This window comes from Brevundimonas mediterranea (genome assembly GCF_011064825.1).
GTDB lineage: Bacteria > Pseudomonadota > Alphaproteobacteria > Caulobacterales > Caulobacteraceae > Brevundimonas > Brevundimonas mediterranea_A.
This window is the reverse complement of record NZ_CP048751.1, coordinates 2662044-2688888: the sequence shown is the minus strand read 5'-3', so window position 1 is coordinate 2688888 and position 26845 is coordinate 2662044. Positions and strand designations below refer to the sequence as shown.

The following is a 26845-nucleotide window of genomic DNA, read 5'->3' as shown; positions in this document are numbered from 1 at the left end:
AAACACGACCCTAGCCGCCAGGGTTTGAAGTCTGGTGCATCAACACGCTTAAGCCAAAGGGTTAACCGCTTCACCATGACCGAGCCTGCGTCCCTCCCCGTCGTCCGCACCGTGGCGGAACTGCGCGCCGTCGTGCGTGACTGGAAAAGACAAGGCCTGACCGTCGGCATGGTTCCGACCATGGGCGCCCTGCACGAAGGCCATCTGACCCTGGTGCACGAGGCCGGCCGCCGCGCCGACCGCGTCGTGGCCTCCAACTTCGTCAATCCGACCCAGTTCGCCGCCAACGAGGACCTGGGTCGCTATCCTCGCCGTCAGGAGGAGGACGCCCGGCTGCTGGCCGGCGCCGGCTGCCATCTGATGTTCGCCCCGACGCCGGAGGAAATGTACCCGCAGGGCTTCGCCACCAGCGTCGCCGTGGCCGGGCCTGCGCTTGGGCTGGAAGGCGATTTCCGGCCCCAGATGTTCGGCGGGGTCGCCCTGATCGTGACCAAGCTGTTCAACCAGGTCCAGCCCGACGTCGCCGTGTTCGGCGAGAAGGACTATCAGCAGCTGATGGTGATCCGTCGCTTCGTCCGCGACCTGGACCTGCCGGTCGAGATCATCGGCGCCCCGACCCAGCGGGATGAGACCGGTCTGGCCCTGTCTTCGCGCAACGACTATCTGTCCGACGCCGAACTGGCCGTCGCCCGCCGCCTGAACGTGATCCTGGCCGAGGCCGCCGCCGGCGCCGCCGCGGGCCGCCCCCTGCCCGGCGTCGAACGGGACGCCTATTCCGCCATCCTCAAGGCCGGGTTCGAACGGATCGACTATGTCGCCGTTCGCCATGCCGAAGACCTGTCGCCGTTCCGCGACGGCGTCGTCGACGCCCCGGCGCGCATCCTGGCCGCCGCCTGGCTGGGCAAGACCCGGCTGATCGACAACCGCGCCGTCTGAGCTCAAGACAAAAAGAACCCGACGCGGACGCCGGGTTGAAAAAGGTTCGGTGATGGTGCGTCCCAAAAAGGGACAGGTCCTTCATTGGACGCTTCGGTTAACAACTTCCTAAGTTCGGCGCCCTAGGCGCCGCGATCCGGAAGCCAGACGGTCTGACGGCCGCTGGGTCCCGTCGGCCAGGTCAGTCGCCAGCCTTCGCCTGCCCGCACCGGGGTGAAGTCCGACTGGGCGCCCAATCCGGGAAAGGCGAACCGCGTCCCGTCGACGTCGATCGTGGCGGCCCCGCCGCCCGGCGCCCTGGCCCGCCAGCGCCCGCCCGGTCCGCGCATGACCTCCGCGCGCTCCCCGTCAATCAGAACGACCGGGGGCGCGCCGTTCGATCGGCCGGACACGATGACCGCCGATCCATCGGAATCGACCGCGTCAAGCGCGCCTTGACCGTCCAGCCGCACCGTCGGCTCGCCGGCCGCGACCAGCACGATAGGCCCCGCCCCGCCCCGGATCAGCACCAGAGTCTCGGGAGACGGCGCGGCGTCCTCGCCGACCTGAACCTCGGGCGTCAGCCGGATGTCCCCCGGCGCGGCCGGAACGCGCAGCTCGAATCGTCCCGTAGCGTCGGCGCCGACCGCCACCGCCGCCCCGTCGGCCCCGCGTAGCACCACGCGGGCGTCCGGCCCCGCCCGGCCCTGAACCAGGATCATCGCCCCGTCGCGCCTTGCGGTCTGAACATGAGGAGGCTGCACCCAGGGGGAGGTCGCCTCGGCGTCCGCCGCGCGCGGCGCGCCCTCGCCGTCCCGGGAACAGGCCGACAGGGCCGCGACCATAGTCACGGATACGGCGGCCATGGCGATGATCCGACGTTTCATCCTGCGTCCCGACGATATAAGGCTGGCGGCCAAGCGCCCGGGGATTCTGTTACCCCGACCGCCGCCGGTTTGGCCATGGGCCGACCCAGCATTCGTTCAGTTGAGGCTCCATGTCCCTGCCCCCCGTTTTGATCCAGCCCTTCGACGGCCCGTCCGTCTGCCTGTTCTGCGGCTCTTCCGACCGCGCCGATCCCGCCTACACCGAGGCCGCCCGCGCCTTCGGCAGGGCCACCGCCGAGGCGGGCTGGCGTCTGGTCTATGGCGGCGGCGGCGTGGGCCTGATGGGCGCCTCGGCGCGCGGCGCCCATGACGCCGGCGGCCGTGTCGTCGGCATCATGCCGGCCTTCCTGCGCAGCCGCGAACGCCTGTTCGACGAGGTCGAGACCGTCGTCGTCACCTCGATGCACGAGCGCAAACAGCTGATGTACGATCAGTCCGACGCCTTCGTCGTCGCGCCCGGCGGCATCGGCACCCTGGAAGAAGTCGTGGAACTGCTGTCGTGGAAACGGCTGGACCTGCACCAGAAGCCGGTTGTCTTCCTGAACCTGAACGGCTTCTGGGAAGGCTTCTTCGCCCTGATGCGTCACAGCGTGGACGAAGGCATGACCCCCGCCTCCTTCCTTGACGCCTGGACGGTGGCGGAGTCGGTGGAAGAGGCCATGGTGCTGATCCAGGGTGCCCCCGACACGGCCGTGCAGCAATATGATCGCCGATAGGTGATCGGCGCTAACAAATAATGCGGGCGCGTCTTGACAGTTTTTATCGAAAACTGACATTGGCGCGACGGCACGACGCCGTTCTTCAATCCGGAGACTTGCTCATGCGCGCCCTGCTCATCGCCGCCGCCCTGTTCGCGGCTGCCCCGGCCGTGGCCCAGGCCCCCGCCGCCACCCGCCTGACCCTGGCCGATTCGGCCAAAGCGCCGGCCCGCGCCACCATCATCGACGGCGCCCGCTGGTCCTGCGAAGGCGCGGCCTGCACCGCCTCGGGCGGCACGGAACAGCCGGCGACGCGCGCCTGCCGCCGCGTGGTGCAGAAGTTCGGCCCCGTGACCGCCTTCACCTACAAGGGAACCGAGCTGAGCGCCGAAGAACTGGCGGTCTGCAACGCCTGATCGGGCGGGGGCGGCCTTAGGCCGCCTCGCCTTTCAGCCGCCGCTGAATGGTCTCACGACCGATCAGCGGCGCCATGGCCGCCATGTCCGGCCCATGCGCCTGACCCGTCAGGGCCAGACGCAACGGCATGAACAGGGCCTTGCCCTTGGCGCCGGTCTCGGTCTTGACGGCGTTGGTCCAAGCGGACCAGGCGGTGTCGTCGATCACTTCCGGCAGCAAGGCGGCGGCGGCGTCGATGAAGGCGGCGTCCTCGATCACCGGCTGGATCGGCCCGCGCACGATCTTCGCCATTTCAACCACATCGGCGAACCTGCTGAGGTTGCCCCGCACCACCGACCAGAAGGCCTCGCCCAGGTCGGCGTCCAGCGCCTGTAGCCGCGGCTGGGCCGTGAGGTAGTCCATGACGTGCAGCGCCTGGGCGTTCAGCCGGTCCAGGTCCGCCGTGTCGTAGCGCGCCGGCGAACGTCCCATCTTGGTGAAGGCGAAACTGGCGCCCAGAGCCTGCACCGACTCGGCCACTTCCAGCGGGTCCGAGGTGCCGATCCGGCCCAGGTGGCTGGTGATGGCGATCGGCTCATAGCCCTGGTCGCGCATGTCGCTGATCGACAGCGAACCCAGACGTTTCGACAGGGCCGCGCCGTCGGCGCCGACCAGCAACGGCATATGGGCGAAGCCGGGAATCGTCGCGCCCAGGGCTTCGAAGATCTCGATCTGGGCGCCGGTGTTGGTGACGTGGTCCTCGCCCCGGATGATGTGGCTGATGGCCATGTCGATGTCGTCGACCACGGACGGCAGGGTGTAGAGGAACAGGCCGTCCTCGCGGATCAGGACCGGGTCGGACATGGAGGCGGTGTCGACCTCGGCATGGCCGCGCGCCAGGTCTTCCCAGGCGACCCGCTTGCCCTCCAGCTTGAAACGCCAGTGCGGGCGACGGCCCTCGGCCTCGTAGGCGGCCTTCTGATCTTCGGTCAGCTCAAGCGCGGCGCGGTCATAGATCGGCGGCAGGCCGCGCGACAACTGCACCTTGCGACGGCGATCCAATTCGTCGGCGGTCTCATAGGCGGGATAAAGCCGGCCGGACGCCTTCAGCCTGGCGGCGGCCTCTTCGTAGCGGTCGAACCGCTTGGACTGGTTGTAACGCTCGTCCCAGGTCAGACCCAGCCAGGACAGGTCGTCCTCGATCCCCTGTTCGAACTCGGGCGTGGAGCGCGCCAGATCGGTGTCGTCGATGCGCAGCACGAACGAGCCGCCCTGCCCCTTGGCGAACAGCCAGTTCACCAGGGCGGTGCGGACATTGCCGACGTGCAACTTACCCGTCGGCGACGGGGCGAAACGAACCTTGACGGACATGGGATAGCGACCTTGAAAGCGAGGCGGCTAGGTCGCGCCGCAACCCGGCGAAGTCAAGGCGCGGGTTGGATCGAAACACCCGTCATGATAGACTTATCGCCGTCATGAACGCTCCCGTGCAGATCAGGAAGCCCGAAGTCGCCGAACGACTACGCCAACGCGCCAAGAGCGAAGGCAAGTCGATCACCGAACTGGTGGAGACGATGCTGGCTGAGCGCATCGCGGCGGACGAAGCTCAAACATCCGAAGACGCCGCGCGCCGTCGCGCGGCGGTCGAAGCCATCCTGGCTCGCGTCAGCGCGATGCCGAGATTGGCGACATGGCCAACGGACGACGATTTTTATGACGAGGACGGCCTTCCAAAGTGATCGTCGTGGATGCGTCGGCTTTGGTCGCAATCCTGGCCGGCGAGCCGGAGGCAGACGCTTTTATAAAGTTGCTGGTTGAAACACCGTCGCTGTTGTCGCCGCTTGGGTTTTGGGAGACGACAGTCGCCGCGCGCCGCGTCCTCGGCCCCGACGGCCAGCAAAGTCTGCTCGCGCTGATGGATGCTCTTCGCATTGAGATCACTGCCGCAGGCGGAGAGACGGCGCGGATCGCGGTGGAGGCCGAGACAAGGTTCGGCAAACGCACGCCAGCCAGGCTGAACCTGGGCGACTGTTTCGCCTACGCCCTGGCGAAGGAACGCAACCTGCCCCTGCTCTACAAGGGCGACGATTTCAGCCGGACCGACATCGAACCGGCCTTGCCCGTCTGAGATCAGTCGTCGCGGTGGACGCGTTCGCGGCGTTCGTGGCGTTCCTGGGCCTCGACCGACAGGGTCGCCGTCGGGCGGGCCTCGAGACGTCCCAGGCCGATCGGTTCGCCGGTGTCCTCGCAATAGCCGTAGGACCCGTCCTCGATCCGACGCAGGGCGTCATCGATCTTGGAGATCAGCTTGCGTTGACGATCACGGGTGCGCAACTCAAGCGCGCGATCTGATTCCGACGAAGCCCGATCCACCAGATCGGGGTGGTTTTCGGTCTCGGCCTTCAGATTGACCACCGTGCCCTTGGACTCTCGAAGGATGTCGTCCTTCCAGTCCAGAAGCTTTTTCTTGAAATAGGCAAGCTGCCGTTCACTCATGAACGGCTCGTCGTCAGACGGCCGATACGGACCGGTTTCGTCGGACACAACGGACGCCAAAGCGTTCATCGCACTCACGCTCTCTAAGCACGCCCCCCTGTGGCGTATGGGCCGTATAGTGGGGTCCGCGAGTCCCGGCAACGGCGTTCGCGATTCCGTGATCATGATTAGGCGAAGCGTTGAACCGCGTGACATTTGGCGCGCAGTTTTCGCGCTCCGATTTGAAATACTGAAGCTTTCAGCTTTCGGAGCTGCGGCGGCGCATCTCCGCCTTGGCCAGTTCCACCGATGCTCTCAGGTCGATCTGGTCCAGCAGGTCGTTCAGTCCTGCATCCCCGTCATCGGGCCGATCCTCGCGCAACGTCCGGGAGAGTTGCTGCAGCACGGCCTCGTCCGGCTCGCCGGACAACAGGGCCATCTTCATCTCGTCCAGCCGGTCCAGCAGACCAGCGCCCCGTTTCACCGCGCGGCGTCGCTTCTCCAGCGGTCCCTCGATCCCCTGGAGCGCCATCAGGGCCGAGACGTCATTGACCCCCGATGTCGCCGCACTGGCGGAGGCGGCGGACGGCGCGGCGGTCGCGCCGGTCTGGCCTAGCGAAAATCCGGCGCTGGCGCGCGCAGGCTTGCCGCCCGTCGGCGCGCTGGGTCCCGTAGTCCCTGTGACCTTCATCGGCGGAGGCTCCGTCTCATGAGGCCACCCTTTGGCGAACGGAATGACCTTTTGGTTAACGCCCAGGCAAAAACTGCCGCCGCTCCCGCTCTCACCACAGAACGAAGTCAGTTATTTCAGTAACTTGAGCCACGGCACGATCTTCGCATCATAATGAATGAAACGCCTTTGGGACGTCCGACCGATGCAGAATCTGCTTGCCCGCCTTGTCGCGCCTCTCACCGCCTTTGCTGCGCTGGGCCTCGTCGCGTCTCCAGCCCTGGCCCAGTCACGAATCAAGGATATCGCCGCCGTCGAGGGCGTTCGCGGCAACCAGCTGGTCGGATACGGCATGGTCATGGGGCTGAACGGAACCGGCGACTCGCTCCGCAACTGCCCCTTCACCCGTCAATCGCTGGAAGGCATGACCGAGCGTCTCGGGGTCAATATCCGCGGCGCCAACGCCAACACCAAGAACATGGCCGCCGTCATGGTCTCGGCCGAGCTGCCGGCCTTCGCCACGCCCGGCTCGCGCATCGACGTCAATGTGTCATCCATGTGCGACGCCAAGAGCCTCCTGGGCGGGGCGCTGGTCGTCACCAGCCTCCAGGGCGCGGACGGCCAGGTCTATGCGGTCGCCCAGGGTTCGGTTCAGACCGGCGCCGTCTCGGCTTCCGGCGGTTCAGGCTCGTCGGTGACGCGCGGCGTGCCGACCGCCGGCCGCATCGCCTCGGGGGCCTCGGTCGAGCGCGAGACCGGGTTCGAGATGTCCAATATGAACGAGGTGCGCCTGAACCTGCGCAACCCCGACTTCACCACGGCCCAACGCGTCGCCGCCGTGGTCAACGCCGCCTATCCCGGCACGGCCCTGGCCGAGAACGGCACGGTCGTCACCCTGCGCGCCCCCGGCCAGCTGGGCATGGCGGGCTTCATCAGCCGTGTGGAGAACCTGGCGGTCACGGTCGATTCGCCGGCCAAGGTGATCATCGACGAGGTCAACGGCGTCATCGTCATGGGCGATGCGGTGCGGATCTCGCGCGTCGCCATCGCCCAGGGCAATCTGACCATATCGGTCGATGAACAACTGTCCGTCAGTCAACCTGCGCCCTTCAGCCAGGGCCAGACCGCCGTCATCCCCGACTCCCAGGTAAGCGTCGAAGAGGATCTGGGCACCCAGATGCGGATCGTCGGCGGTGGAACCAGCCTGTCCACCCTGGTCAACGGCCTGAACGCCCTGGGCGTCAGCCCGCGCGACATGATCAGCATCCTGCAGGCCATCAAGGCGTCGGGCGCCCTGCAGGCCGACATCGAGGTGATGTGACGATGACCGACCTGTCTGTCCCTACCGACCTGATCCGCCCCGTCCAGGGCCTGGCCGCCGGCGTCGGCGATGCGACCAAGGCCAAGATCAAGGAAACCGCCGAGGCCTTCGAAGCGTCCTTCCTGTCGCAGATGCTGAAGCCGATGTTCGAAGGCCTGTCGACCGACGGCCTGTTCGGCGGCGGTCAGGGCGAAGCGACCTGGCGCAGCTTCCTGCTGGACGAGATGGCCAAGAAGACGGTCGCAGCGGGCGGCATCGGCCTGGCGGGGCCGGTGATGAACGAAATGCTGAAGATGCAGGAGGGCGCGCAATGAGCGACGCCGAACTCGCTACCGCCCGCGTCCGCCAGTTGCTCGACCTGACGCGCCGCCTGACGGATCGCCTGGCCGCCGAAACGCGGGCCTTCGAAGAAGGCAGGCCCCAGGACGTCGCCGCCAGCCTGGCCGAGACACAGGAGATGGCCAACCTCTATCGTCGCGACTCCGGCCATGTGAAGGCCAATCCCGCCCTGCTCAGCGGCGGCCTGGCGACTGATCGGATGGCGTTGATCGAAGCCACGCGCGCCTTTGACGCCGTTCTGTCTCGCCACGCCAGCGCAGTCGAGGCGGCGCGGAAGATATCGGAAGGCCTGGTGCGCGCCATCGCCCATGAGGTCGCCGCCGCCCGCACGCCCGCTTCGGCCTATGCCGCCGACGGCCGCGCCGCACAGGGCGATGGTCGCGCCGTCGCCTTCAACCGCAAGGCCTGACTTCGGCGCGTTTCGACAACCGCGGTCGTTGTCGCCGTTGCCGATTTTTTAAGCGCCGCCATGCATGCTGTCGGCATGTCGATGACTGCTCGCCTCCTGGGTCTGGCCTTTGCATCTGCGGATGCGCTCGTCGAGATCGACGCCAAGGGCTCCGTGGCCTTCGCCTTGGGGGCCGGACCGTCTCCGGGCCAGGATGTCGGCGCCCTGTGGACCGGCAAGCCGCTGCTCGATTTCCTGCATGAAGGCGCAGGGGCCGTCGAAACTCTGCTGGCCACCAAGCCGGGCGGGCGCAGTCCCGCCACACAGATCCTGATCCGCGTCGGAACGGACCGGGTTCGACGCGCCTCGCTCCGGGCCTTCATCCTGCCTCAGCTGGCCCCCGCCATATCCTGCTCGATCTCCTATGAAGGTCCCGCCATCGCACTGGCGGACGTCGAGACCCCGCCCCTGTCGGATGCGGAAGGATTTCTGGCTCAGGCGGCCTGTATCGTCGAGGGCGCCCCAGGCCTGTCTCTGGCCTTTCTTGATATCAGAGGCCTCGAATGCCTCGGCGGCGAAGTCGCCGACAAGGTGTATCGCCGCATCGAGGCGACGCTGCAGTCCGCCGCCGCGCAGGGCTCCTCAGCCGCCCAGATCACGCCTGAACGTTTCGCCGTCCTGCGCCCCAGCGGCGACACGCGTGACCTGGCGGCCGAGATCGTCGAGGCTGGCCGCGCGGAAGGCGTGGACCTGGGCGCCGAGTCCTTCATCTCCAGCGTTCCCAAAGGCGCCGACACCCTTTGCGTGTTGCGCGCGATGCGGTTCGCCATCGAAGGCTGCCTCAAGGATGACGGCCTGGCCAATCCGCAGATCGCTTTCTCGGACTCGCTGAAACGCACCTTCCGCGACGCCGAGGCCTTCCGCAGCGTGGTCAAGTCGCGTGAGTTCCAGGTCCACTACCAGCCCATCGTTCATCTCGCCTCTCGCTCAGTCCACCATTTCGAGGCCCTGGCGCGGTTCAGCTCCAACAACAACGGCCCGGCCAACGCCATCCGCATGGCCGAGGAGCTGGATTTGATCGAATCCTTCGATCTCGCCGTCGCCGAAAAGGTGCTGAAACGCATGCGGGCGCCGGGCGCCGGCCTGCTGAAGATGGCGATCAACGTCTCCGGATCCTCCCTGGGCGACGACACCTATGTCGAACAGTTGCTGCACATGACCGCCGGATCGCCGGCAGAGCGCAAACGCCTGATCGTCGAGGTCACCGAGACGTCAGCCCTGGCCGACATAGAGGCGGCCAACCGCCGCCTGGCCGCCCTGCGCGAAACCGGGATCAAGGTCTGTATCGACGACTTCGGCTCCGGCGCCGCTTCCTACGACTATCTCCGCAAGCTGACGGTCGATGCGGTCAAGATCGACGGCTCCCTGGTGCGCGATCTCGAGACGGACGAATTGGGCCGCGACTTGCTGCGCAATATCGTGGAGCTGTGCCGTTCCATGAAGCTCGAGACCATCGCTGAAATGATCGAGACCGAAGGCGTGGTGACCGAGTTGAAGGCGCTCGGCGTGGAATACGGCCAGGGTTGGCTGTTCGGCCGGGCCGAGGCGGAGCCCCGCACCCAGTTGGCCAGCGCCGCGCCCGTCCGCCGCCGTGGGGCGGTCGAAGCCTGGGGCTGAGATCAGGGATATGACGTATTGACCTGATCAGTCTTCATCGGGCTTGACGCGAATCGCTCCATATACCATCGGTATGCGCGGCCAAGTCCGGGTTGGATGCAGGCCTGAAAACGGCCCGTTCCGAACCTTCATTGGCTCCGGGGCGGGCCGTTTTGCATGACCTCACAGACCCCTTGTTTCACAAGGCCGTCCTTAGTGGGCCGCCGCCGTCGGCAGGTGTTCCTTCTCGAACCGGCCCACCTGATCCACCAGGGTCCTGGCGGCCTGGTTCATGCCGATGACGTCCACCTGGGCGCCCTGGCGGCGATAGCGGAAGACGACCTTGTCCACGGCGGCGACGCCGGTCAGGTCCCACAGATGGGCGTCGGTCATGTCGATCTCGACGCGCTTGGGATGGCCGTGGTGTTCGAAGCTGGCGGCGAACAGATCGGCCGAGGCGAAGAACAGCTGGCCGGTTACGCGGTAGCGCAGCACGCCCTCCTCCGGGGTCTCGATCTCGGTCACGGCGATGGTCTTGCCGACCTTGCGCATGAAGAAGACCGCCGAGAGCAGCACGCCCAGGATCACGCCCTTCGACAGGTCATGGGTGGCGACCACGGTGACGGTGGTGGCGATCATGACGACGGACGACTGGAACGGGGTCGAGCGCAGCTTCAGCACCGAGCCCCAGTCGAAGGTGCCGATGGAGACCATGATCATCACGGCGACCAGGGCCGCCATCGGGATCTGAGCCACCCAGTCGCGCAGCACCAGGATCAGGAACAGCAGGAACAGGCCGGCCCACAGGGTCGACAGCCGCCCGCGCGCGCCGGAGGTGACGTTGATGATCGACTGGCCGATCATGGCGCAGCCCGCCATGCCGCCGAACAGGGGCGACAGGATGTTGGCGATGCCCTGGCCGCGCGTCTCGCGGTCCTTGTCCGAGGGGGTGTCGGTGATGTCGTCCAGCAGATTGGCGGTCAGCAGGCTTTCCAGCAGACCGACGAAGGCCAGGGTCGCCGAGATCGGGGCGATGATGGCCAGGGTCCCCCAGGTCAGGGGCACGACCGGCAGGTGGAACATCGGCAGGGTCGAGGGCATCTGGCCCATGTCGCCGACGGTGCGGACGTCCAGCCCGGTCATCATGACGAAGGCGCTGATCAGGACGATGGCGACCAGGGGCGACGGCACGGCCTTGGTCAGGCGCGGGAAGCCGTAGATGACGACCAGGGCGGCCCCGACCAGGGCGAAGGTCTGCCAGTTGGCGCCGATCAGCTCGGGCATCTGGGCCAGGAAGATCAGGATCGCCAGGGAGTTGACGAAGCCGGTCATCACGCTGCGGCTGACGAACCTGATGTAGCGGCCCAGCTTCAGCAGGCCGATGATGATCTGGAACACGCCGCACAGAATGGAGGCGGCGAATAGGTATTCCAGCCCGTGGTCGCGGACCAGACCGACCATCAGCAGAGCCATGGCCCCGGTGGCGGCCGAGATCATGGCCGGACGGCCGCCGACGAAGGCGATGGTCACGGCGATGACGACGCTGGCGTAGAGGCCGACGGCCGGATCGACGCCGGCGATGATGGAAAAGGCGATGGCCTCGGGGATCAGGGCCAGGGCGACGACGGTCCCCGCCAGCAGGTCGCGGCGAGGGTTGGCGAGCCATTGCTGGCGCGCGGAGGCGATAAGGGACATGTGGGGTTCATCTGGGGTCTGCCGCCGACTTGGCGCGCGGCCATGATCGTATGCGGCGGGTTTCCCGGCGGATCGGCGGCCGGGATAGCCACCCGACGCTTCAAACAGGCCGGGTCCAAGGTGAGGCGCGCCTGATGCCCGGTCCCGGCCCTAAAGGCAAGCCGCCTATCCGGCGGTCGGCTTGGCCAGCGACGGTCGCTCGGACGCCTTGGCGGCGGCGGTGGCTTCGACGGCGCGCATGACGCGCAGCAGGTTCTCGCCGGCGATCTTGCGGATGTCGGCCTCGGTCCAGCCGGCGTCCATCAGGGCGGCGAGGATGCGCGGATAGGCGTCCACCCCGGTCATGCCCTCGGGCAGGCTGCCGATGCCGTCGAAGTCTGCGCCCAGGCCGACATGGTCGATCCCCGCGACCTGACGCACATGCTGGATGTGGGCGACGACGTCGGCCAGGGTCGCCTCCGGCGTCGGATGGGCGGCGGACCAAGCGGTCAGCCCGGCCTCGACGGCGGTCGGATCGCCGGGGTTCAGGGTCTTCAGCCGCGCCTCCTCGCCCGCGCGGTCGGCGTTCCAGGCGCGGACCCGTTCGGAGACGAAGCCCGGAGCCAGGTTGATCATCACGATCCCGCCGTCTTCAGGCATCATCCGCAGCACCCGGTCGGGGACGTTGCGGGGATGGGCCGTGATCGCCCGCGCCGAGGAGTGGGAGAAGATGACCGGGGCGTCGGACACCCGCATGGCGTCCAGCATGGTGTCCTCCGAGACGTGGCTGAGATCCACCATCATGCCCAGGCGGTTCATCTCGCGCACCACGTCCTCGCCGAAGGGGCTGAGCCCGCCCCATTTGGGGGCGTCGGTCGCGCTGTCGGCCCAGGTGGTGGTCTTGGAGTGGGTCAGGGTCATGTAGCGGGCGCCGGCGCGGTGGAACTCGCGCAGCAGGGCCAGGGAGTCGTCGATGGAATAGCCGCCCTCCATGCCGATCAGACTGGCGATCCGGCCCGAGGCGAAGACGGCGTCGACCTGGTCCGCCGTGGTCGCCAGACCGAAGACGTCGGGGTGGGCGGCGATGATCCGCTTGGCCGTGTCGATCTGTTCGAAGGTCTCTTCGACCGCTTCCAGCGGGGTCAGGCTGGCGGGGACGTAGACGGACCAGAACTGGCCGCCGACGCCGCCGGCGCGCAGGCGGGCGATGTCGGTGTGAAGCCGGGTCGTCGCCTCGAGATCGGTCGTCAGATCAACGGCGTAGACGTCGTTTCCGTACTGCTGGCGCAAGGCCCAGGGCAGGTCGTTGTGGCCGTCGATCAGGGGGGTGGTCTTCAGGATCTCCAGCACGCGGGCCTCGCCGGCGGATTGGGCGTTTGCGGCGGTGGCGAAGGCGGCGACGGCGACGCCGGCCAGCAGATGACGGATCATGATGCGACTCCCTGATGTTGCGACGCACACTGACAGACGGAGAGGGTCAGGCAACCCCTCATCCGAGCCCTTCGGGCCCACCTTCTCACGCAAGGAGAAGGAAGAGGTTTCCCGGCGGGGCAGCGAGCGTCTAGGAGAGACGGCATGAGCGACGCCGCCTTTTCCGATCCGCTCGACCTGAAGAAGGTCGAGACCCGCGCCTGGTTCGAGCATCTGCGCGACCGTATCCATTCGGCCTTCGAGGCGCTGGAGGATGCGGCGCCCGACGAGCTGTTTCCGGGGGAGCCGGGGCGGTTCGTGCGGACGGCCTGGGACCGCAAGGACGGCGGCGGTGGCGTCATGGGGATGATGCACGGGCGGCTGTTCGAGAAGGTCGGGGTCCATGTCTCGACCGTCCACGGATCCTTTCCGGCCGACTACGCCAAGACGGTGCCCGGCGCGGCGGAGGACCCCCGCTTCTTCGCCACCGGGATCAGCCTGATCTGCCATCCGGTCAGCCCCAGAGTTCCGGCGGTGCATATGAACACCCGCTTCATCGCCACGACCCGGAGCTGGTTCGGCGGCGGGGGCGATCTGACGCCGGTGCTGGACGCGGATCGGCGCCAGGACCACCCGGACACCCTGGCCTTCCACGCGGCGATGAAGGCGGCCTGCGACGCCCATGATCCCGACTGGCACGCCAAGTACAAGGCCTGGTGCGACGAGTATTTCTTCCTGCCGCATCGGCAGGAGCCGCGCGGGACCGGCGGCATCTTCTATGACCACCACGACAGCGGCGACCACGACCGCGACTTCGCCTTCACCCGCGACGTGGGCCTGGCCTTCCTGGACGTCTATCCGAAGATCGTGGCCGGGCGGATGGGCGAGGCCTGGACGCCGGAGGAGCGCGAGGAGCAGTTGGTGCGGCGCGGGCGCTATGTGGAGTTCAACCTGCTGTACGACCGTGGCACCATGTTCGGCCTCAAGACCGGCGGCAACGTCGATTCGATCCTCAGCTCCATGCCCCCGGTGGTGAAATGGCCGTGAAGTCCCCCCTTGCGAAGATCCTGCTGCGCCCCCTGGCCACCTCGGTCCTGTTTGCGGTGCTGTACGGGATCTATCTGACCCTGTCGCACCAGCCGCAGATCCCGCTGACCCTGTTCGTTGTGATCGGCTTCTATTTCGCCGCCTCGCTGCTGCTGGAGCGGTTCGTGTTTCCCCGGTTCGGACTCTGATCGAAAAAAAAAGACAGTCTAGATCGTCTAAATCGTCTGAATTCGGCGGCCCGCCCGCCCTTGAAACCGCGTCCCCGAATTGCACTGCGCCGGCGAAAACCGGTGCGATGCGCAAAAGCGTGCAGTTTGGCGGCGTGTTTTCCGTTCGACTGTCAAAGACCTGGCGGCCAGTCTAACCGCGCCCGGAAGGGCGATGGGTCGATTGTGGGGATTTCATTGAAAGCCCTTAGAATTCAGAATGCGGTGGAGCGGGATTAGGGGCGCATCCCCCGTCGGCTCATTCCATGGCGGCGACAAAAGCGTCGCCCGCCTTGCTGCGATAGCGTTCGCGATGCCGCAACAGGCGGAACGGGCGTTCCGGCAGGCTGAAGGCGGCGGTGACCAGACGGCCGGCGGCGACCGATCCATAGGCCACGCTTTCGGACAGGGCCGTGGCCCCCGCCCCCGCCTCGGCCGCCGCCAGCACCGCCTCGTTCGACGGCAGGGTCATGGCGATGGAAAGGGCGGCGGGGTCCACGTCCGCGTTTCGCAGCGCCGCCTCCAGGGTCGAGCGGGTGCCGGATCCCGCCTCGCGCAGGACCCAGGCCTGGGTCGCCAGGGTCTGGGCCTCCAATCTGCGCAGTCCGGCCCAGGGATGGTCGGGCGTGACCAGAACCGCCAGCCGGTCCGAGCCCACCACCGTCTGATCCAGCAAGGGCTGGTCGATCTCGCCCTCGACCAGACCCAGCTCGGCCGCGCCGCTCAACACCCCCTCGGCCACCTCGCGCGTATTGCCGATGGCCACGTCCAGTTCGACGCCGGGATGGGCCGCATGAAAGGCGGCCAGTCGGCGGGGCAACCAGGCGCTGGCGATGGTCTGGCTGGCGAAGAGGGTCAGGCGGCCGCGTCGCAGGGCGCTCATGTCCGCCAGCGCCGCCTCGGCCGCCGCTGCGCGGGCCAGCACGGCCCTGGCCTCGGGCAGGAAGGCCAGACCGGTCTGGTTCAGCACCACGCCCCGGCCGACCCGGTCGAACAGATAAACGTCGTGCTCGGCCTCCAGCGCCGCGATGGCGTTGGAGACCGCCGACTGGGTCAGGTTCAGCGCCCGCGCGGCGGCCGTCACATGCTGGCGCTCGGCCACGGCGACGAAGATGCGCAGGCGTTCCAGGGTCACGATCAATCTCCAAATCGGATTGAAACGACCATAACAATCCGTTGGACCGAGGTCGAGGGGCCGCCCATCAAGCTGGACCATGAAATCCGCTGCCCCTGACGCCGTTTTGAGTCCTCCCCTGCCCCGCATGATACGGTTGGGCGCGTTCGGGCGCGCGGTGTGGCCCGGCCTGATGATAAGCTTGGTGGTCGCCCTGGCGGCGGTGGGCCTGGGTGGCCTGGAACGCGGGGCGGTCGGCAAGGTCTGGCTGGAGCCGCTGGTGCTGGCCATCCTGCTGGGCGCCGGCGTGCGGGCGGCCTGGACGCCGGACGTGCGGTTCAGGGCCGGGATCGATTTCAGCGCCAAGATCCTGCTGGAGGTCGCCGTGGTCCTGTTGGGCGCCTCGGTCAGTGCGGCGACCCTGTCGTCGCTGGGGCTGGGGTTCGTGGCGGGGGTCTTCGCCCTGGTCGCCGCCGCCATTCTGGCCGGGTTCGGGATCGGGCGTCTGCTGGGGCTGAACCCGCGCATGGCCCTGCTGGTGGCGTGCGGCAACGCCATCTGCGGCAACTCCGCCATCGCCGCCGTGGCCCCGGTGATCGACGCCGATGGCGAGGAGGTCGCCGCCTCCATCGCCTTTACCGCCGTGCTGGGGGTGGTGGTGGTTCTGACCCTGCCCCTGCTGGGCGGACTGATGTCGATGAGCGGCTTGCAATACGGCGCCCTGGCGGGGCTGACCGTCTACGCCGTGCCGCAAGTGCTGGCGGCCGCCGCCCCGTTCGGCGCCGTCGCGACCCAGACGGGGACGGTGGTCAAGCTGGCGCGGGTGCTGATGCTGGGGCCGGTGATCCTGGTGCTGTCGCTGATCTTTCGGGATCGGGCGGAGGGGGCGAAGGGGCCGGGACTGCACCGGCTCCTGCCGTGGTTCATCGTCGGTTTTCTGGCCATGATCGCGCTGCGGAACCTGGAGCTGATCCCACAGGCGGCGCTTTCGCCCATGGCGGCGGCGTCGGGCCTGCTGACTGTGGCGGCCATGGCGGCGCTGGGGCTGCAAACCGACATCCGGGCCGTGGCGCGGGCCGGTGGGCGTGTGGTGGCGGCCGTGGTGTTGTCGCTGGCGGCCCTGGTGGGGCTGAGCCTGGGGCTGATCGCGGTGTTGGGGGTTTAGATCGCCTCCACTTTCGTCATCCTCCGGGCCGCGAAGCGGAACCGGGGGACCCAGCGGCGCGCGCGAGCGCGAACCTGTCGCGGACGAGGTGTTCAAACATCGAGCGGCGGACGCATCGCCTTCGGCGCCGCTGGGTCCCCCGATCTGCGCCGCGAAGCAGCGGCTTGTCGGAGGATGACGAAAGAAATGTAGAGGCTAGATCCCGCTGCCCTGCTCTTCCACGGGCGGCGGGGTGAGCAGCAGGAAGGCGCGGATCCAGGCGGTGAGGACGGCGCGGTCGTTGGGGCGTTTCAGGCTGTCGAGCGCGGCCTCGGCCAGGGCTTCGGGGATGCGCGAACCGCGCCGGACCTCGACCAGGGCGGCGGCGTAGTCGGGCTGGAACTCCGGGTGGCACTGGAAGGAGATGGCGTCCTGCCCCCAGGCCAGGCCGGCGTAGGGGGTGAAGCCGCTGGAGGCGATGACGCGGGCGTCGGGCGAGACGGCCACGACCTGATCCTGATGCGAGACGGGGATGGCGAGGGTGCGGGCGCGGGGGTGCATCCACGGCTCGGTCCCGTGCACGTCGTAGCGGTGCAGGCCGACGCCCCAGCCCTTGTCGGACTTCTCGACCGCGCCGCCGAAGGCGTGGGCCAGGACCTGGTGGCCGAAACAGATGCCGACGATACGGGTCCGGCCCCGCGCGGCGCGCAGCCAGTCGATCAACTGGGGAATCCACGGCAGGTCGTCATAGACCCCTGCGGCCGAGCCGGTGACGATCACCCCCTGAAAGGCGGCGGGGTCGGACGGCAGATGGCCGGACTGGACGTCGAACCGGGTGGTCGGGACGTTTTCGCCCAGCAGGGCGCGGAACCGGGCCGGATAGTCGTCGAAACTGTCCTTCAGGGCCTCGGGCGGATGGCCGGTTTCCAGAATGGCGATACGGGTCATGGCCCGACCATAGACAAGGGGCGCGCCGATCAGAAGGACCAGATTTCAGCCCGGCCGCCCGGATCGCCCAGACGGTTGGCGACCCAGCCGCACACCTGGCGCGCCGCGTCCTCGGCGCCAGGCGGCGGATTGACGACCACCAGGGCGCAGCCGTTCATCTTCATCGGATTGGTCAGGGGACGCAGGCGGGCCTCGGCGACCAGGGTCGGGCCGGCCTTGGGCTGCAGCCGGCGGATGAAGGCGTCGAAGGTCTCCAGATCCTTCAGCGGGGTCCAGACGGCGACGGTCGCGGCGGGGTCGCGGCGGACCACCGCCAGAGCGGTTTCGGCCGAGCGGACATAGTCGTCGGGCTTTTCGAACGGGGGATCGATCAGGATCAGGGGAGCCTTGACCCGCGCCGCCTCGGCCATGGCCAGGGCGTAGCCGTCGCCCTCGCGCGCCTCGGCGTTTGGGCGATCCGCGAGGGCCTGATCCAGCAGGGCGCGGACGGGCGGGTTCAGCTCATAGCCGACATAGGTTCCGCCCGCCCCGAGGGCGTCGGCGATCAGCAGGGGCGAGCCGGGATAGAAGCGGGCGCCGCCGTCGGGGTTCAGCGCCGCCACCCGATCCGCCAGGGCCTGCATCAGGGGCGGCAGGTCCGGGTCGGTCATCAGACGCGCGACTCCGGCCTCGGCCTCCTTGGACCGCACGGCGTCGCCGGACAGGTCATAAAGGCCGGCGCCGGCGTGGGTGTCGAGCACCGTCAGCGGGCCCGCCGCCGCGCGGGTCTTCACCAGCCACAGGACCAGGGCGTGTTTGACCAGGTCGGCGAAGTTTCCGGCGTGGAAGCTGTGGCGATAATTCATGCCGCCTCGTGTCGCGCCGGGCGCGCGGGGTCAAGGGGAAGCGGCGGCTGGAACCCGGCGACCCCACCCGGCGTTCGTTGCTGGTCTTGGGGCGGGTCTGGGGCAAGCCGCTGAAAGACCAATGAAAAGGAAGGCCGCTGATGGCGGACGGATCGCACGGCGTGGATATTGCGGTCGAGGTTCCGCAGGGGCTGAGCTGGTGCAGCGACGACAACCCCGGCCTGACCCGCCGCCGCGCCGGCAAGGGCTGGTCCTATCGCGACGCCAAGGATCAACCGGTCAAGGACGCGAAGGTTCTGGACCGTATCCGCGCCCTGGCCATTCCGCCCGCCTGGACCGACGTCTGGATCTGCCCCAAGGCCAACGGCCATATCCAGGCGACCGGGCGCGACGCGAAGGGGCGCAAACAGTACCGCTATCACGCCGGCTGGAGTTCGGCCCGGTCGGAGAACAAGTTCGACAAGCTGCCGGCCTTTTCGCGCGCCCTGCCCCGGCTGCGCGCCCAGGTGGAGCATGATCTGGGTCTGAGGGGGCCGGTGAAGGAGAAGGTGCTGGCGACCGCGGTGCGTCTGCTGGAGATCACCCTGATCCGGGTCGGCAATGCGGCCTATGCGCGGGAGAACCGCAGCTATGGGCTGACCACCCTGAACAAGCGGCATCTGGAGGTGGACGGCGCGGCCCTGACCTTCGAGTTCCGGGGCAAGAGCGGCAAGGACCACCGGGTCAGCGTCCGCGACCGGCGGCTGGCGCGGGTGGTGCGGGCGCTGGAGGAACTGCCGGGCCAGCACCTTTTCAAATACCGCACGGCCGACGGGGAGCTGTGCCCCGTCACCTCGGACGATGTGAACGCCTATATCCGCGCGGCCATGGGCGACCAGTTCTCGGCCAAGGATTTCCGCACCTGGGCGGGCACGGTCTCGGCGGCGCGGGCCCTGCGCGAGATGGAGCCTCCGACCTCGCCGAGCGACGCCAAACGCAAGATCACCGTCTGCGTCAAGGCGGTGGCGGGCCTGCTGGGCAATACGCCGACGGTGTGCCGGACCTCCTACGTCCATCCGAAGGTGATGGCGCTGTACGAGAGCGGCGAGCTGAAGACCGCCCTGCCCGGCCCAGACGCCAAGGGGTTCGAGACGGCGCTGATCCGGCAGTTGGCCGCAGCCTGAGCGTCAGCCCTTCATCCGCCAGGTCGCGCCGTCGGGACCGTCCATGACGACGACGTTCAGTGCGTTCAGGCGGTCGCGGATGCGGTCGGCCTCGGGCCAGTCCTTGGCGGCGCGGGCGGCGGCGCGTTGCTCCAGCAGGGCCTCAACCTCGATACGCAGGGCGTCGGAGACGTCGCCCTCCAGCCAGGCGGCCGGGTCGGACTGAAGCACCCCCAGAATGGAAGCGCAGGCCATGAGGCGGGCGCGGGCCTGGGCCACGGCGTCCAGATCGCCCGCCGTCATGCCGCGCTCGATCTCGCTGGACAGGGCGAACAGGCTGGCCATGGCGCCGGGGGTGTTCAGGTCGTCCTCGATCGACTTCATGAAGTCGGCGGGTGGATCGAGATCCAGAACCTCGACGCCGCTGGAGCGGTGCAGGGCGCCGTACAGGCGGTCCAGCGACTTCTTCGACTGGTCCAGCAGGCCCTGGTTCCAGTCCAGCGGCTGGCGGTAGTGGGCCGACAGAAGCGCCCAGCGGACGACTTCGCCCGGCATGGCCTGGACCAGGTCGTGCAGCAGCAGGACGTTGCCGACGGACTTGGACATCTTCTCGGCGTCCACGGTCAGGAAGCCGTTGTGCATCCAGTAGCGGGCGTATTCGTCGTGGGCCTTGTCGCCCTGAGCATGGCCGTGGGCGCAGACGCCCTGGGCGATCTCGTTCTCATGGTGGGGGAAGACCAGGTCGATGCCGCCGCCATGGATGTCGATGGGCAGGCCCAGGGCCTGTTCGATCATGGCCGAGCATTCGATATGCCAGCCTGGACGCCCCTCGCCCCAGGGCGACGGCCAGGACGGCTCGTCCGGCTTGGACGGTTTCCACAGCACGAAGTCGTGGGGGTTCTTCTTGTAGGGCGCGACCTCGACCCGGGCGCCGGCGATCATGTCGTCCAGGTTCCGGCCCGACAGGGCGCCGTAGGACGGATAGGACGAAACGTCGAACAGGACATGGCCTTCAGCGGCATAGGCGCAGCCGGCGTCGACGATGGCCTGGATCTGGGCGACGATGGCCGGGATATAGTCGGTGACGTGGGGGGCGAGGTCTGGCGGCGAGACGTTCAGCAGGCCCATGTCAGCCAGATAGGCGGCCTCGTAGCGGGCGGTGACCTCGCCGATCGGCACGCCCTCGCGGGCGGCCTTCTGGTTGATCTTGTCGTCCACGTCGGTGACGTTGCGAGCGTAGATCACATGATCCGCGCCATAGGTCCGGCGCAGCAGCCGCACCAGGACGTCGAACACCACCGGCGGGCGAGCGTTGCCGATATGGGCGTAGTCATAGACCGTCGGGCCGCAGACATAGAGGGTCACCCGGTTCGGATCGCGCGGTTCGAACAGGCGCTTTTCACGGTGCAGGGTGTCGTGGATGTGCAGCGGCATAAGATAGGTGGACTTCGTTTTCTTGCAGGACGGAGGGTCCGTCCCATATAGCGGCCTGATATACAGTCCCGACGGATTGTAGAAGCTATACCGGGCGGCTCCGACCGCCCCGGCCGGAAAATCGAGTTCATGAGCGTCATCCCCGCCAAGCCCGTCCTCGTCAGCGACGAAACCGCCACGGTTCAGGAGTCTGGCCGCCCGTCGCGCGAGCAGGCGCTGGAGGCCGTGCGCACCCTGATCGCCTGGGCCGGGGACAATCCGGACCGTCCGGGCCTGATCGACACGCCCAAGCGGGTGGTCGACGCTTACGGCGAATGGTTCGACGGCTATGAGGCCGACGCGGCCAAGGAGCTGTCGCGCACCTTCGAGGACGTGACCGGCTATGACGACATGGTCATCCTGCGCGAGATCGAGGTGGAGAGCCATTGCGAGCACCACCTGGCCCCCTTCCTGGGCAAGGCCTATGTCGCCTATCTGCCCGGCGAGAAGGTTGTCGGCATCTCGAAGCTGGCGCGGGTGGTGGAGATCTTCGCCCGACGTCTGCAGAATCAGGAAACCCTGACCAACGACATCATCGAGGCCATCGAATCGCACCTGCAGCCCAGGGGCGTCGCGGTGATGATCGACGCCGCGCACCAGTGCATGACCACGCGCGGGGTGCATCACCGGCATGTTTCGACCGTCACCACCCGGTTCACCGGCGCCTTCAAGTCCGATCCGGCCCTGATGGACCGTTTCCTGAAGCTGGCGAAGGCGTAAAGCCTCGCCTGTCGCGGGTAATTGACGTTCCGGAACGCCGGATCGTTTAGAACCGCTTTACAAGCGCGCATCGGGACGCCAAGAACCGAACAAGCTCTCGGGCGATCCATAGGGAAATGTCGGCGCGGATCGCGGCCGGCGGTAACGGAGATTAGGCATGGCTGCGAAGATCGGCGGTTCCGGTGGGGACAAGCACACGATCGAACAGACGGCGGATATCAACATCACGCCGTTCATCGACATTCTGCTGGTGCTGATGATCATCTTCATGGTCGCCGCGCCCATGGCGACCGTGTCGATCCGCCTCGACCTGCCGCCGGCGCAGCCGCCTCAGCCGAACACGGTTGAGAAAGAGCCAGTGTACATCACCATCCAGGAAAACGGTCAGCTGTTCCTGTCGGACAAGCAGACCTCGATCGACAACCTGGCCACCGACGTCTGCACCGCCCTGGGCGGCGGCGCCTGCCAGGAAGAGCGCGTCTTCGTGCGCGCCCAGCCGGAAGTGAAATATTCTCAGTTCATGGAAGTCATGAACAAGATGCAGGAGAACGGCTTCTTCAAGGTCGGCCTGCTGAACGAAGACATCGAATAGGACCGAGGTTCTATCCCGGATCAGGGCCGCGTTCCGAAAGGGACGCGGCCTTTTTCTTTGCGGCGAGGCTTGCTCCCGCGCACGCTGACCGCCTTGATGCCAAATCGGCTGTTCGAGGAGTCCGCCCATGCGTCGTCGCACCTTCCTGTCCGCCCTGCCTGCCGGAGCCCTGGCGGCGACGGCCGTCCAGGCGCGACAGTCGTCTCCGACCGCCAAGCCGACCGAGGCGGCCCCCGCCCCTGCCCGTCCCGCCGATCCCTACGCCGGGGTCGGCATCGGCGACCGGGTGACGGGACCGAAATTCATGGGCCGCTCGACCGTCTGGGGCGCGAACGGGGCGGCGGCGACGGCGCACCCGGCGGCCAGCCTGATCGGGATCGACACCCTGAGGCGCGGCGGATCGGCCATCGACGCGGCCATCGCCATCAATGCGGCCCTGGGCTTCCTGGAGCCGGTGGCCAACGGCATCGGCGGCGACGCCTATTGCCTGCTGTGGGACCCGAAACAGAAGACGGTGGTCGGGCTGAACGGGTCCGGCGCCAGTCCGCGGGGCCTCAGCCTGGAAACCGCGCGGTCCAAGGCCATCGAAGGCTATCTGCCGCGTTATGGGGCGGTGACGGTGAATGTGCCCGGCACGGTGGACGCCTGGTGGAGCGCGCACCAACGCTATGGCAAGCTGCCGTGGAAGGATGTCCTGCTGCCGGTCGCCGAGCTGTGCGAACAGGGCGCGCCCGTGCCCCAGGTCATCGCCTACTACCTGGAACGCAATATGGCGGTCTTCGACCGGGGCGTGATCCCCATTGAGGAGAACGACAATAGGAAGCGCATCTGGGCCGCCGGCGGGGCGACGCCCAAGGTGGGGGAGGTCTTCGCCAACCCCTTCCTGGGCCGGACCCTGCGGATGATCGCCGAGGGCCGGCGCGACGCCTTCTATGACGGCCCCATCGCCGACAGCATCGAGGCCTATTTCAAGCGGATCGGCGGCTGGATGACCCGCGCCGACATGGCCGCCCACCGCACCGAATGGGTCGAGCCGATCCAGACCAATTATCGCGGCGTGGACGTCTTCGGCCTGGGCCCCAACACCCAGGGCCTGTCGACCAACCAGATCCTGAACATCTGCGAACAGTTCGACCTGAAATCCATGGGCTTCCAGTCCGCCGCCTCGCTGCACGTCCAGGCCGAGGCCAAGCGGCTGGCGTTCGAGGACCGGGCGCGCTGGTTCGCCGACGACCGATTCTCCAAGACCCCGGTCGAATGGCTGAACTCAAAGGCCTATGCCGCCGAACGGGCCAGGCTGATCCGGCCGGACCGGGTGATGGACCGCGTCATGCCCGGCGACGCCCCGCACCATGGCGACACCACCTATTTCAGCGTCGCCGACAGCGACGGGATGATGGTCAGCTGGATCCAGTCCAACTATCGCGGCATGGGCTCGGGCCTGGCGCCGGACAATGGATCGGAACCGCTGGGCTTCATGTTCCAGGACCGGGGCGAGCTGTTCGCCCTGAGCGACGGCCATCCCAACGTCTATGCGCCCGGCAAGCGGCCGTTCCAGACCATTATCCCCGGTTTCGCGGTCAAGGACGGCGAGCCCTGGATGGCCTTCGGCGTCATGGGCGGCGCCATGCAGCCCCAGGGCCAGGCCCAGATCATCATCAACATGGTCGATTATGGGCTTGAACCCCAGGCGGCGGGGGATGCGCCGCGCTGGCAACACTATGGCTCGTCCGAACCGACCGGCCAGGCGCAGGAGGGGACCGGGGTGCTGCACCTGGAGAGCGGCGTGCCCGAGGCGACCAAGGCGCAGTTGCGAGCGATGGGCTGGACCCTGGGCGAGCCGGACGGCGGGTTCGGCGGCTATCAGAACATCATGAAGCAGATGAACCCCGGCGGACGCTGGACCTATGGCGCGGCGACCGAGATGCGCAAGGACGGGATCGCCATCGCCTATTGAGGGCGGGGATGTTATGATCGGGTCATGAAGATCGGCGCTCAGGGTCAGGTCGTTATTCCGGCGGAACTGGTGGAACAGGCCGGTTTCGGGCCTGACGACGAGTTGTCGGTCCGGATCGACAGCGGCGTCCTGACCATTCGTGCGGCCAACGACCGACCGCACGCGGCGAAAGACCGCGGGCGCGCACTGATTGAGCATATGCAACGGTATCGTTCCGCCCTGAACATGACGACGGACGACGTCATGGCGATGACGCGGGGCGAATGAGGGTTCTGATCGACAGCAATGTGCTGATCGACCTGATCGACGAGACGCTGTCTTGGCATGACTGGTCAGCGAGCCAAGCCTCAGCGATCCTGAATGCGGAAGGGGCGCTGGTGATCAATCCGATCATCTATGCGGAGGTCTCAATTCCGTTTCTTAATGCAGACACGGTGGAAGCACTGCTGGCTCCGTTTGATCGCGAAGGCCTGCCGTTCGAAGCCGCCTTTCTGGCCGGCAAGGCTTTTCAGGCCTATCGTCGGCGGGGCGGTGTTCGGACTTCGCCCCTGCCTGACTTCTTCATCGGCGCCCACGCCCTGGTCGCCGGATACAGGCTGCTGACGCGCGACGGAGCGCGGTATCGTACCTATTTTCCCGAGCTTGAGCTGATCGCGCCATGACCCGTGACGAGGTGCGCGCCCTGCTGCTGTCGTTTCCCGGCGTCGAGGACGGCGTCTCCTATGGCGAGCCATCGTTCAAGGTGGCGGGGAAGTTCTTCACCTGGCTGCGTCCGAAGCTGGACGACAGTATCGTGGTGCATCTGGATAACCTGGATGAGCGCGAACTGCTGATCGAGATGGACCCCGCGACCTTTCACTTCACCGACCACTACCGCGACCACCCGATCGTGCTGGCGCGGATCGCTGCGGTCGATCCCGTCTGGCTGAAGGCGGCGCTGGAAAGGCGGTGGCGCAAGGTGGCGCCGAAGCGCCTGGTGAAGGTCTACGACGCCGCTTGACCTGACGTCGGGGAAACCATGCAGGGTCCGTTGAAAATAACAACGGACAGAAACCACATGGGGCGGGCGGTTGAGGATCGGGTCATCAAGGCCTTGGACGGCTGGCCGCTGGAGGCGACGCTGTTCCGCGGCGACGCGCCGAGGATGGCGGTGCTGGTCTCGGCGGGCACGGGGTTTCCGCGCGGCTTCTATGCGCGGTTCGCGCGCTGGATGGCCGAGCGGGGCTGCGTGGTCCTGACCTATGACTATCGCGGAATCGGCGGGTCGCGGCCCGAGGATCTGGCGGCGATGGAGATGGACTATCCCGACTGGGGTCGGCTGGACATGCCGGCCGCGCTGAAGGCGTTGAAGAAGGCGGCGCCGGGTCTGCCGATCTTCCACGTCGGGCACAGCGTCGGGGGCCATTTCGTCGGCTTCATGCCGAACCAGGCCGAGATCGGGCGGCACGCCTTCGTCTCGGTCGGGACCGGATGGTGGGGCGGACACCACCGGACCTATAATCCGATCGAGCTGTTCTTCTGGTTCGGTTTCGGGCCGCACCATCTGCGACGCCACGGCTATGTCCGCGCCGGCAGACTGTGGCGGGGGACCGACCTGCCGCGCGGGGTGTTCGAGACCTGGAAACGGTGGTGCCTGAAGCCGTCCTATTTCCTGGACGAGCTGAAGTCCGGCGCGCTGGAGCCCCAGGGGTTCGATGCGGTCCGGGCGCCGATCCGATCCTGGATCTTTCCGGACGACCCCATCGCCACGCCGGGCACAGGGGCGGCCCTGCTGAAAGCCTATCCCAACGCCCCGTCCGAGGTCGTGGTGCGTGACGGCCCCGACTATGGGGTGCGACGGGTCGGCCACGAGGGCGCCTTCCGCAAGGGGCTGGAGCCGCTGTGGCAGGAAATCCTGGATTGGTTCGACGCAGGGGTTACGAAGACCGGAGCCGGCGCCTAACTGTGCTGCTCCCGAAAACGAAGGATTTCCCCATGGCTTACGGCGATCAGCCCACAATCACCGTCGATGGCGTCGAGATCCCCCTGCTCGGCTTCGGCACCTGGCAGCTGGAGCCGGCGGACGCGCGCCGGATGGTCGCGGAGGCCCTGCGGATCGGTTATCGCCACATCGACACGGCCTGGATCTACAAGAACGAGAAGGCGGTCGGCGAAGGCATCGTCGATTCGGGCGTGGCCCGCGAGGACATCTTCCTGACCACCAAGATCTGGGTCGAGCATTTCACCCATGACGCCCTGCTGAAACAGGCGAAGAAATCCGCCGAAAGCCTGGGCACGACGCCGGATTTGCTGCTGCTGCACTGGCCCAAGCCGACGCCGACGTTCGAAGAGACTCTGGGCGCGCTGAACGAAGCGAAGGACCAGGGTCTGACCAAGTCGATCGGCCTGTCGAACTTCCCGTCCAAGGAGTTCCGGCAGGCGCAGAGCCTGTCCAAGGCGCGGCTGATCACCAACCAGGTCGAACACCATCCCTATCTGGGGATCGACCAACTGGTGGCGACGGCGGCCGAGCTGGGGTCGTCGATCACCGCCTGGTCGCCCCTGGCCCAGGGCAAGATCGCCGACGACAGGACGATCTCCGAAATCGCCGAGGCTCACGGCAAGACCAACGGCCAGGTCACCCTGCGCTGGCTGATCCAGAACCGGATCATCGCCATTCCGCGCACGACCAAGGAAAGCCGGGCGCGTGAGAATTTCGACATCTTCGACTTCGAACTCTCGGGCGAGGAGATGCAGCGGATGGACGCCCTGGATCGCGGCGAGCGGCTGGGCGACTGGCTGGATCCGGCTTACCAGTGGGACAAGGCCGCCGCTTGATCAGGGGAGGC

Annotated in this window: 31 protein-coding genes and 1 other annotated feature; of the genes, 21 read left to right on the top strand and 10 right to left on the bottom strand. The window is 67.4% G+C overall.

Annotation, left to right across the window (positions count from 1 at the left end):
• The first annotated feature begins 75 nt into the window (after positions 1 to 75).
• Positions 76 to 936: a pantoate--beta-alanine ligase gene (gene panC, locus GYM46_RS13135; RefSeq protein WP_008259248.1), complete on the top strand. Its 861-nt coding sequence runs from the start codon at positions 76 to 78 to the stop codon at positions 934 to 936.
• 122 nt (positions 937 to 1058) lie between these two features.
• Here panC and GYM46_RS13130 read toward each other — a convergent pair whose 3' ends face one another.
• Entirely contained in the window at positions 1059 to 1802 is a 744-nt protein-coding gene (locus GYM46_RS13130; protein ID WP_008263486.1) for a hypothetical protein, read from the bottom strand.
• Between the two features lie 110 nt (positions 1803 to 1912).
• Here GYM46_RS13130 and GYM46_RS13125 point away from each other — a divergent pair, with 110 nt between their 5' ends.
• Positions 1913 to 2518: a TIGR00730 family Rossman fold protein gene (locus GYM46_RS13125; protein WP_008259935.1), complete on the top strand. Its 606-nt coding sequence runs from the start codon at positions 1913 to 1915 to the stop codon at positions 2516 to 2518.
• 104 nt (positions 2519 to 2622) lie between these two features.
• On the top strand, positions 2623 to 2916 hold the full coding sequence (locus GYM46_RS13120; RefSeq protein ID WP_035308281.1) for a CC_3452 family protein: 294 nt from the start codon (positions 2623 to 2625) through the stop codon (positions 2914 to 2916).
• 16 nt (positions 2917 to 2932) lie between these two features.
• Here GYM46_RS13120 and gltX read toward each other — a convergent pair whose 3' ends face one another.
• Positions 2933 to 4267, bottom strand: a complete 1335-nt coding sequence (gltX, locus tag GYM46_RS13115) for a glutamate--tRNA ligase (RefSeq protein ID WP_008260282.1) — start codon at positions 4265 to 4267, stop codon at positions 2933 to 2935.
• A 65-nt stretch (positions 4268 to 4332) separates the two neighbouring features.
• Between gltX and GYM46_RS13110 the strand changes: the two genes are divergently transcribed.
• On the top strand, positions 4333 to 4635 hold the full coding sequence (locus GYM46_RS13110; protein WP_156796453.1) for a type II toxin-antitoxin system VapB family antitoxin: 303 nt from the start codon (positions 4333 to 4335) through the stop codon (positions 4633 to 4635).
• Positions 4632 to 5024 carry a type II toxin-antitoxin system VapC family toxin gene (locus tag GYM46_RS13105; RefSeq protein WP_008260490.1) on the top strand — a complete coding sequence of 131 codons (393 nt, stop codon included), beginning with the start codon at positions 4632 to 4634 and terminating at the stop codon, positions 5022 to 5024. Before GYM46_RS13110 ends, GYM46_RS13105 begins: the two co-directional genes overlap by 4 nt.
• Positions 5025 to 5026: 2 nt before the next feature.
• Here the strand turns inward: GYM46_RS13105 and dksA are convergent, their stop codons facing one another.
• Both dksA and GYM46_RS13095 read right to left on the bottom strand, forming a co-directional pair.
• A complete protein-coding gene (gene dksA / locus GYM46_RS13100; RefSeq protein WP_081836181.1) occupies positions 5027 to 5461 on the bottom strand; it encodes an RNA polymerase-binding protein DksA in 435 nt (144 codons plus the stop codon).
• Positions 5462 to 5630: 169 nt separating this feature from the next.
• Entirely contained in the window at positions 5631 to 6062 is a 432-nt protein-coding gene (locus GYM46_RS13095; protein ID WP_008260169.1) for a flagellar assembly protein FliX, read from the bottom strand.
• 184 nt (positions 6063 to 6246) lie between these two features.
• On the opposite strand from GYM46_RS13095, the gene GYM46_RS13090 reads away from it, so the two are divergent.
• From GYM46_RS13090 to GYM46_RS13075, 4 genes are all read left to right on the top strand, one after another.
• Positions 6247 to 7362, top strand: coding sequence for a flagellar basal body P-ring protein FlgI (locus GYM46_RS13090; protein WP_035308278.1), 1116 nt, complete (start codon positions 6247 to 6249; stop codon positions 7360 to 7362).
• 2 nt (positions 7363 to 7364) lie between these two features.
• Positions 7365 to 7676 carry a rod-binding protein gene (locus GYM46_RS13085; protein WP_008263546.1) on the top strand — a complete coding sequence of 104 codons (312 nt, stop codon included), beginning with the start codon at positions 7365 to 7367 and terminating at the stop codon, positions 7674 to 7676.
• Positions 7673 to 8110 carry a hypothetical protein gene (locus GYM46_RS13080; protein WP_008259237.1) on the top strand — a complete coding sequence of 146 codons (438 nt, stop codon included), beginning with the start codon at positions 7673 to 7675 and terminating at the stop codon, positions 8108 to 8110. Before GYM46_RS13085 ends, GYM46_RS13080 begins: the two co-directional genes overlap by 4 nt.
• Positions 8111 to 8191: 81 nt before the next feature.
• A complete protein-coding gene (locus GYM46_RS13075; RefSeq protein WP_230307527.1) occupies positions 8192 to 9766 on the top strand; it encodes an EAL domain-containing protein in 1575 nt (524 codons plus the stop codon).
• Positions 9767 to 9958: 192 nt separating this feature from the next.
• Here GYM46_RS13075 and GYM46_RS13070 read toward each other — a convergent pair whose 3' ends face one another.
• Complete coding sequence (locus GYM46_RS13070; RefSeq protein WP_008263009.1) at positions 9959 to 11440, bottom strand: SulP family inorganic anion transporter; 1482 nt, start codon at positions 11438 to 11440, stop codon at positions 9959 to 9961.
• A gap of 58 nt (positions 11441 to 11498) precedes the next feature.
• Positions 11499 to 11560: a sequence feature (sul1 is cis-regulatory element that is thought to sense ions involved in sulfur or methionine metabolism; They are found in Alphaproteobacteria), on the bottom strand.
• A 45-nt stretch (positions 11561 to 11605) separates the two neighbouring features.
• A complete protein-coding gene (locus tag GYM46_RS13065; RefSeq protein ID WP_008260400.1) occupies positions 11606 to 12850 on the bottom strand; it encodes a dipeptidase in 1245 nt (414 codons plus the stop codon).
• A 144-nt stretch (positions 12851 to 12994) separates the two neighbouring features.
• Between GYM46_RS13065 and hemF the strand changes: the two genes are divergently transcribed.
• Together hemF and GYM46_RS13055 are read left to right on the top strand one after the other, a co-directional pair.
• Complete coding sequence (hemF, locus tag GYM46_RS13060; RefSeq protein ID WP_008262465.1) at positions 12995 to 13876, top strand: oxygen-dependent coproporphyrinogen oxidase; 882 nt, start codon at positions 12995 to 12997, stop codon at positions 13874 to 13876.
• On the top strand, positions 13873 to 14064 hold the full coding sequence (locus GYM46_RS13055; protein WP_040349701.1) for a hypothetical protein: 192 nt from the start codon (positions 13873 to 13875) through the stop codon (positions 14062 to 14064). The genes hemF and GYM46_RS13055 overlap by 4 nt, the downstream gene beginning before the upstream one ends.
• A 277-nt stretch (positions 14065 to 14341) precedes the next feature.
• Here GYM46_RS13055 and GYM46_RS13050 read toward each other — a convergent pair whose 3' ends face one another.
• A complete protein-coding gene (locus tag GYM46_RS13050; RefSeq protein WP_040350153.1) occupies positions 14342 to 15217 on the bottom strand; it encodes a LysR family transcriptional regulator in 876 nt (291 codons plus the stop codon).
• A 172-nt stretch (positions 15218 to 15389) separates the two neighbouring features.
• Here GYM46_RS13050 and GYM46_RS13045 point away from each other — a divergent pair, with 172 nt between their 5' ends.
• Positions 15390 to 16361, top strand: a complete 972-nt coding sequence (locus tag GYM46_RS13045) for a YeiH family protein (RefSeq protein WP_198004291.1) — start codon at positions 15390 to 15392, stop codon at positions 16359 to 16361.
• Positions 16362 to 16556: 195 nt separating this feature from the next.
• Here the strand turns inward: GYM46_RS13045 and GYM46_RS13040 are convergent, their stop codons facing one another.
• Together GYM46_RS13040 and rlmJ are read right to left on the bottom strand one after the other, a co-directional pair.
• The gene (locus tag GYM46_RS13040; RefSeq protein ID WP_008262549.1) at positions 16557 to 17288 is read right to left on the bottom strand and encodes a GMP synthase; all 732 of its coding nucleotides are present in this window, start codon (positions 17286 to 17288) and stop codon (positions 16557 to 16559) included.
• Positions 17289 to 17317: 29 nt separating this feature from the next.
• On the bottom strand, positions 17318 to 18133 hold the full coding sequence (rlmJ, locus tag GYM46_RS13035; protein WP_008262539.1) for a 23S rRNA (adenine(2030)-N(6))-methyltransferase RlmJ: 816 nt from the start codon (positions 18131 to 18133) through the stop codon (positions 17318 to 17320).
• A gap of 140 nt (positions 18134 to 18273) precedes the next feature.
• On the opposite strand from rlmJ, the gene GYM46_RS13030 reads away from it, so the two are divergent.
• The gene (locus GYM46_RS13030) at positions 18274 to 19296 is read left to right on the top strand and encodes a DNA topoisomerase IB (protein WP_008259500.1); all 1023 of its coding nucleotides are present in this window, start codon (positions 18274 to 18276) and stop codon (positions 19294 to 19296) included.
• Positions 19297 to 19299: 3 nt separating this feature from the next.
• Here the strand turns inward: GYM46_RS13030 and cysS are convergent, their stop codons facing one another.
• Positions 19300 to 20709: a cysteine--tRNA ligase gene (gene cysS, locus GYM46_RS13025; protein ID WP_008263751.1), complete on the bottom strand. Its 1410-nt coding sequence runs from the start codon at positions 20707 to 20709 to the stop codon at positions 19300 to 19302.
• A gap of 129 nt (positions 20710 to 20838) precedes the next feature.
• On the opposite strand from cysS, the gene folE reads away from it, so the two are divergent.
• From folE to GYM46_RS12985, 8 genes are all read left to right on the top strand, one after another.
• On the top strand, positions 20839 to 21468 hold the full coding sequence (gene folE / locus GYM46_RS13020; protein WP_008262458.1) for a GTP cyclohydrolase I FolE: 630 nt from the start codon (positions 20839 to 20841) through the stop codon (positions 21466 to 21468).
• A gap of 157 nt (positions 21469 to 21625) precedes the next feature.
• Positions 21626 to 22060 (top strand): biopolymer transporter ExbD, encoded by a 435-nt coding sequence (locus tag GYM46_RS13015; protein ID WP_008260299.1) that lies wholly within the window; start codon positions 21626 to 21628, stop codon positions 22058 to 22060.
• Between the two features lie 127 nt (positions 22061 to 22187).
• On the top strand, positions 22188 to 24017 hold the full coding sequence (locus tag GYM46_RS13010; RefSeq protein ID WP_008261056.1) for a gamma-glutamyltransferase family protein: 1830 nt from the start codon (positions 22188 to 22190) through the stop codon (positions 24015 to 24017).
• 24 nt (positions 24018 to 24041) lie between these two features.
• Complete coding sequence (locus GYM46_RS13005; protein WP_008263152.1) at positions 24042 to 24284, top strand: AbrB/MazE/SpoVT family DNA-binding domain-containing protein; 243 nt, start codon at positions 24042 to 24044, stop codon at positions 24282 to 24284.
• Positions 24281 to 24679 (top strand): type II toxin-antitoxin system VapC family toxin, encoded by a 399-nt coding sequence (locus tag GYM46_RS13000; RefSeq protein ID WP_008263354.1) that lies wholly within the window; start codon positions 24281 to 24283, stop codon positions 24677 to 24679. Before GYM46_RS13005 ends, GYM46_RS13000 begins: the two co-directional genes overlap by 4 nt.
• Positions 24676 to 25017: an MmcQ/YjbR family DNA-binding protein gene (locus GYM46_RS12995; protein ID WP_008259624.1), complete on the top strand. Its 342-nt coding sequence runs from the start codon at positions 24676 to 24678 to the stop codon at positions 25015 to 25017. Before GYM46_RS13000 ends, GYM46_RS12995 begins: the two co-directional genes overlap by 4 nt.
• Before the next feature lie 57 nt (positions 25018 to 25074).
• Positions 25075 to 25959: an alpha/beta hydrolase family protein gene (locus GYM46_RS12990; protein ID WP_008260673.1), complete on the top strand. Its 885-nt coding sequence runs from the start codon at positions 25075 to 25077 to the stop codon at positions 25957 to 25959.
• A 32-nt stretch (positions 25960 to 25991) separates the two neighbouring features.
• Positions 25992 to 26834 carry an aldo/keto reductase gene (locus tag GYM46_RS12985; protein WP_008260052.1) on the top strand — a complete coding sequence of 281 codons (843 nt, stop codon included), beginning with the start codon at positions 25992 to 25994 and terminating at the stop codon, positions 26832 to 26834.
• Positions 26835 to 26845 lie beyond the last annotated feature (11 nt).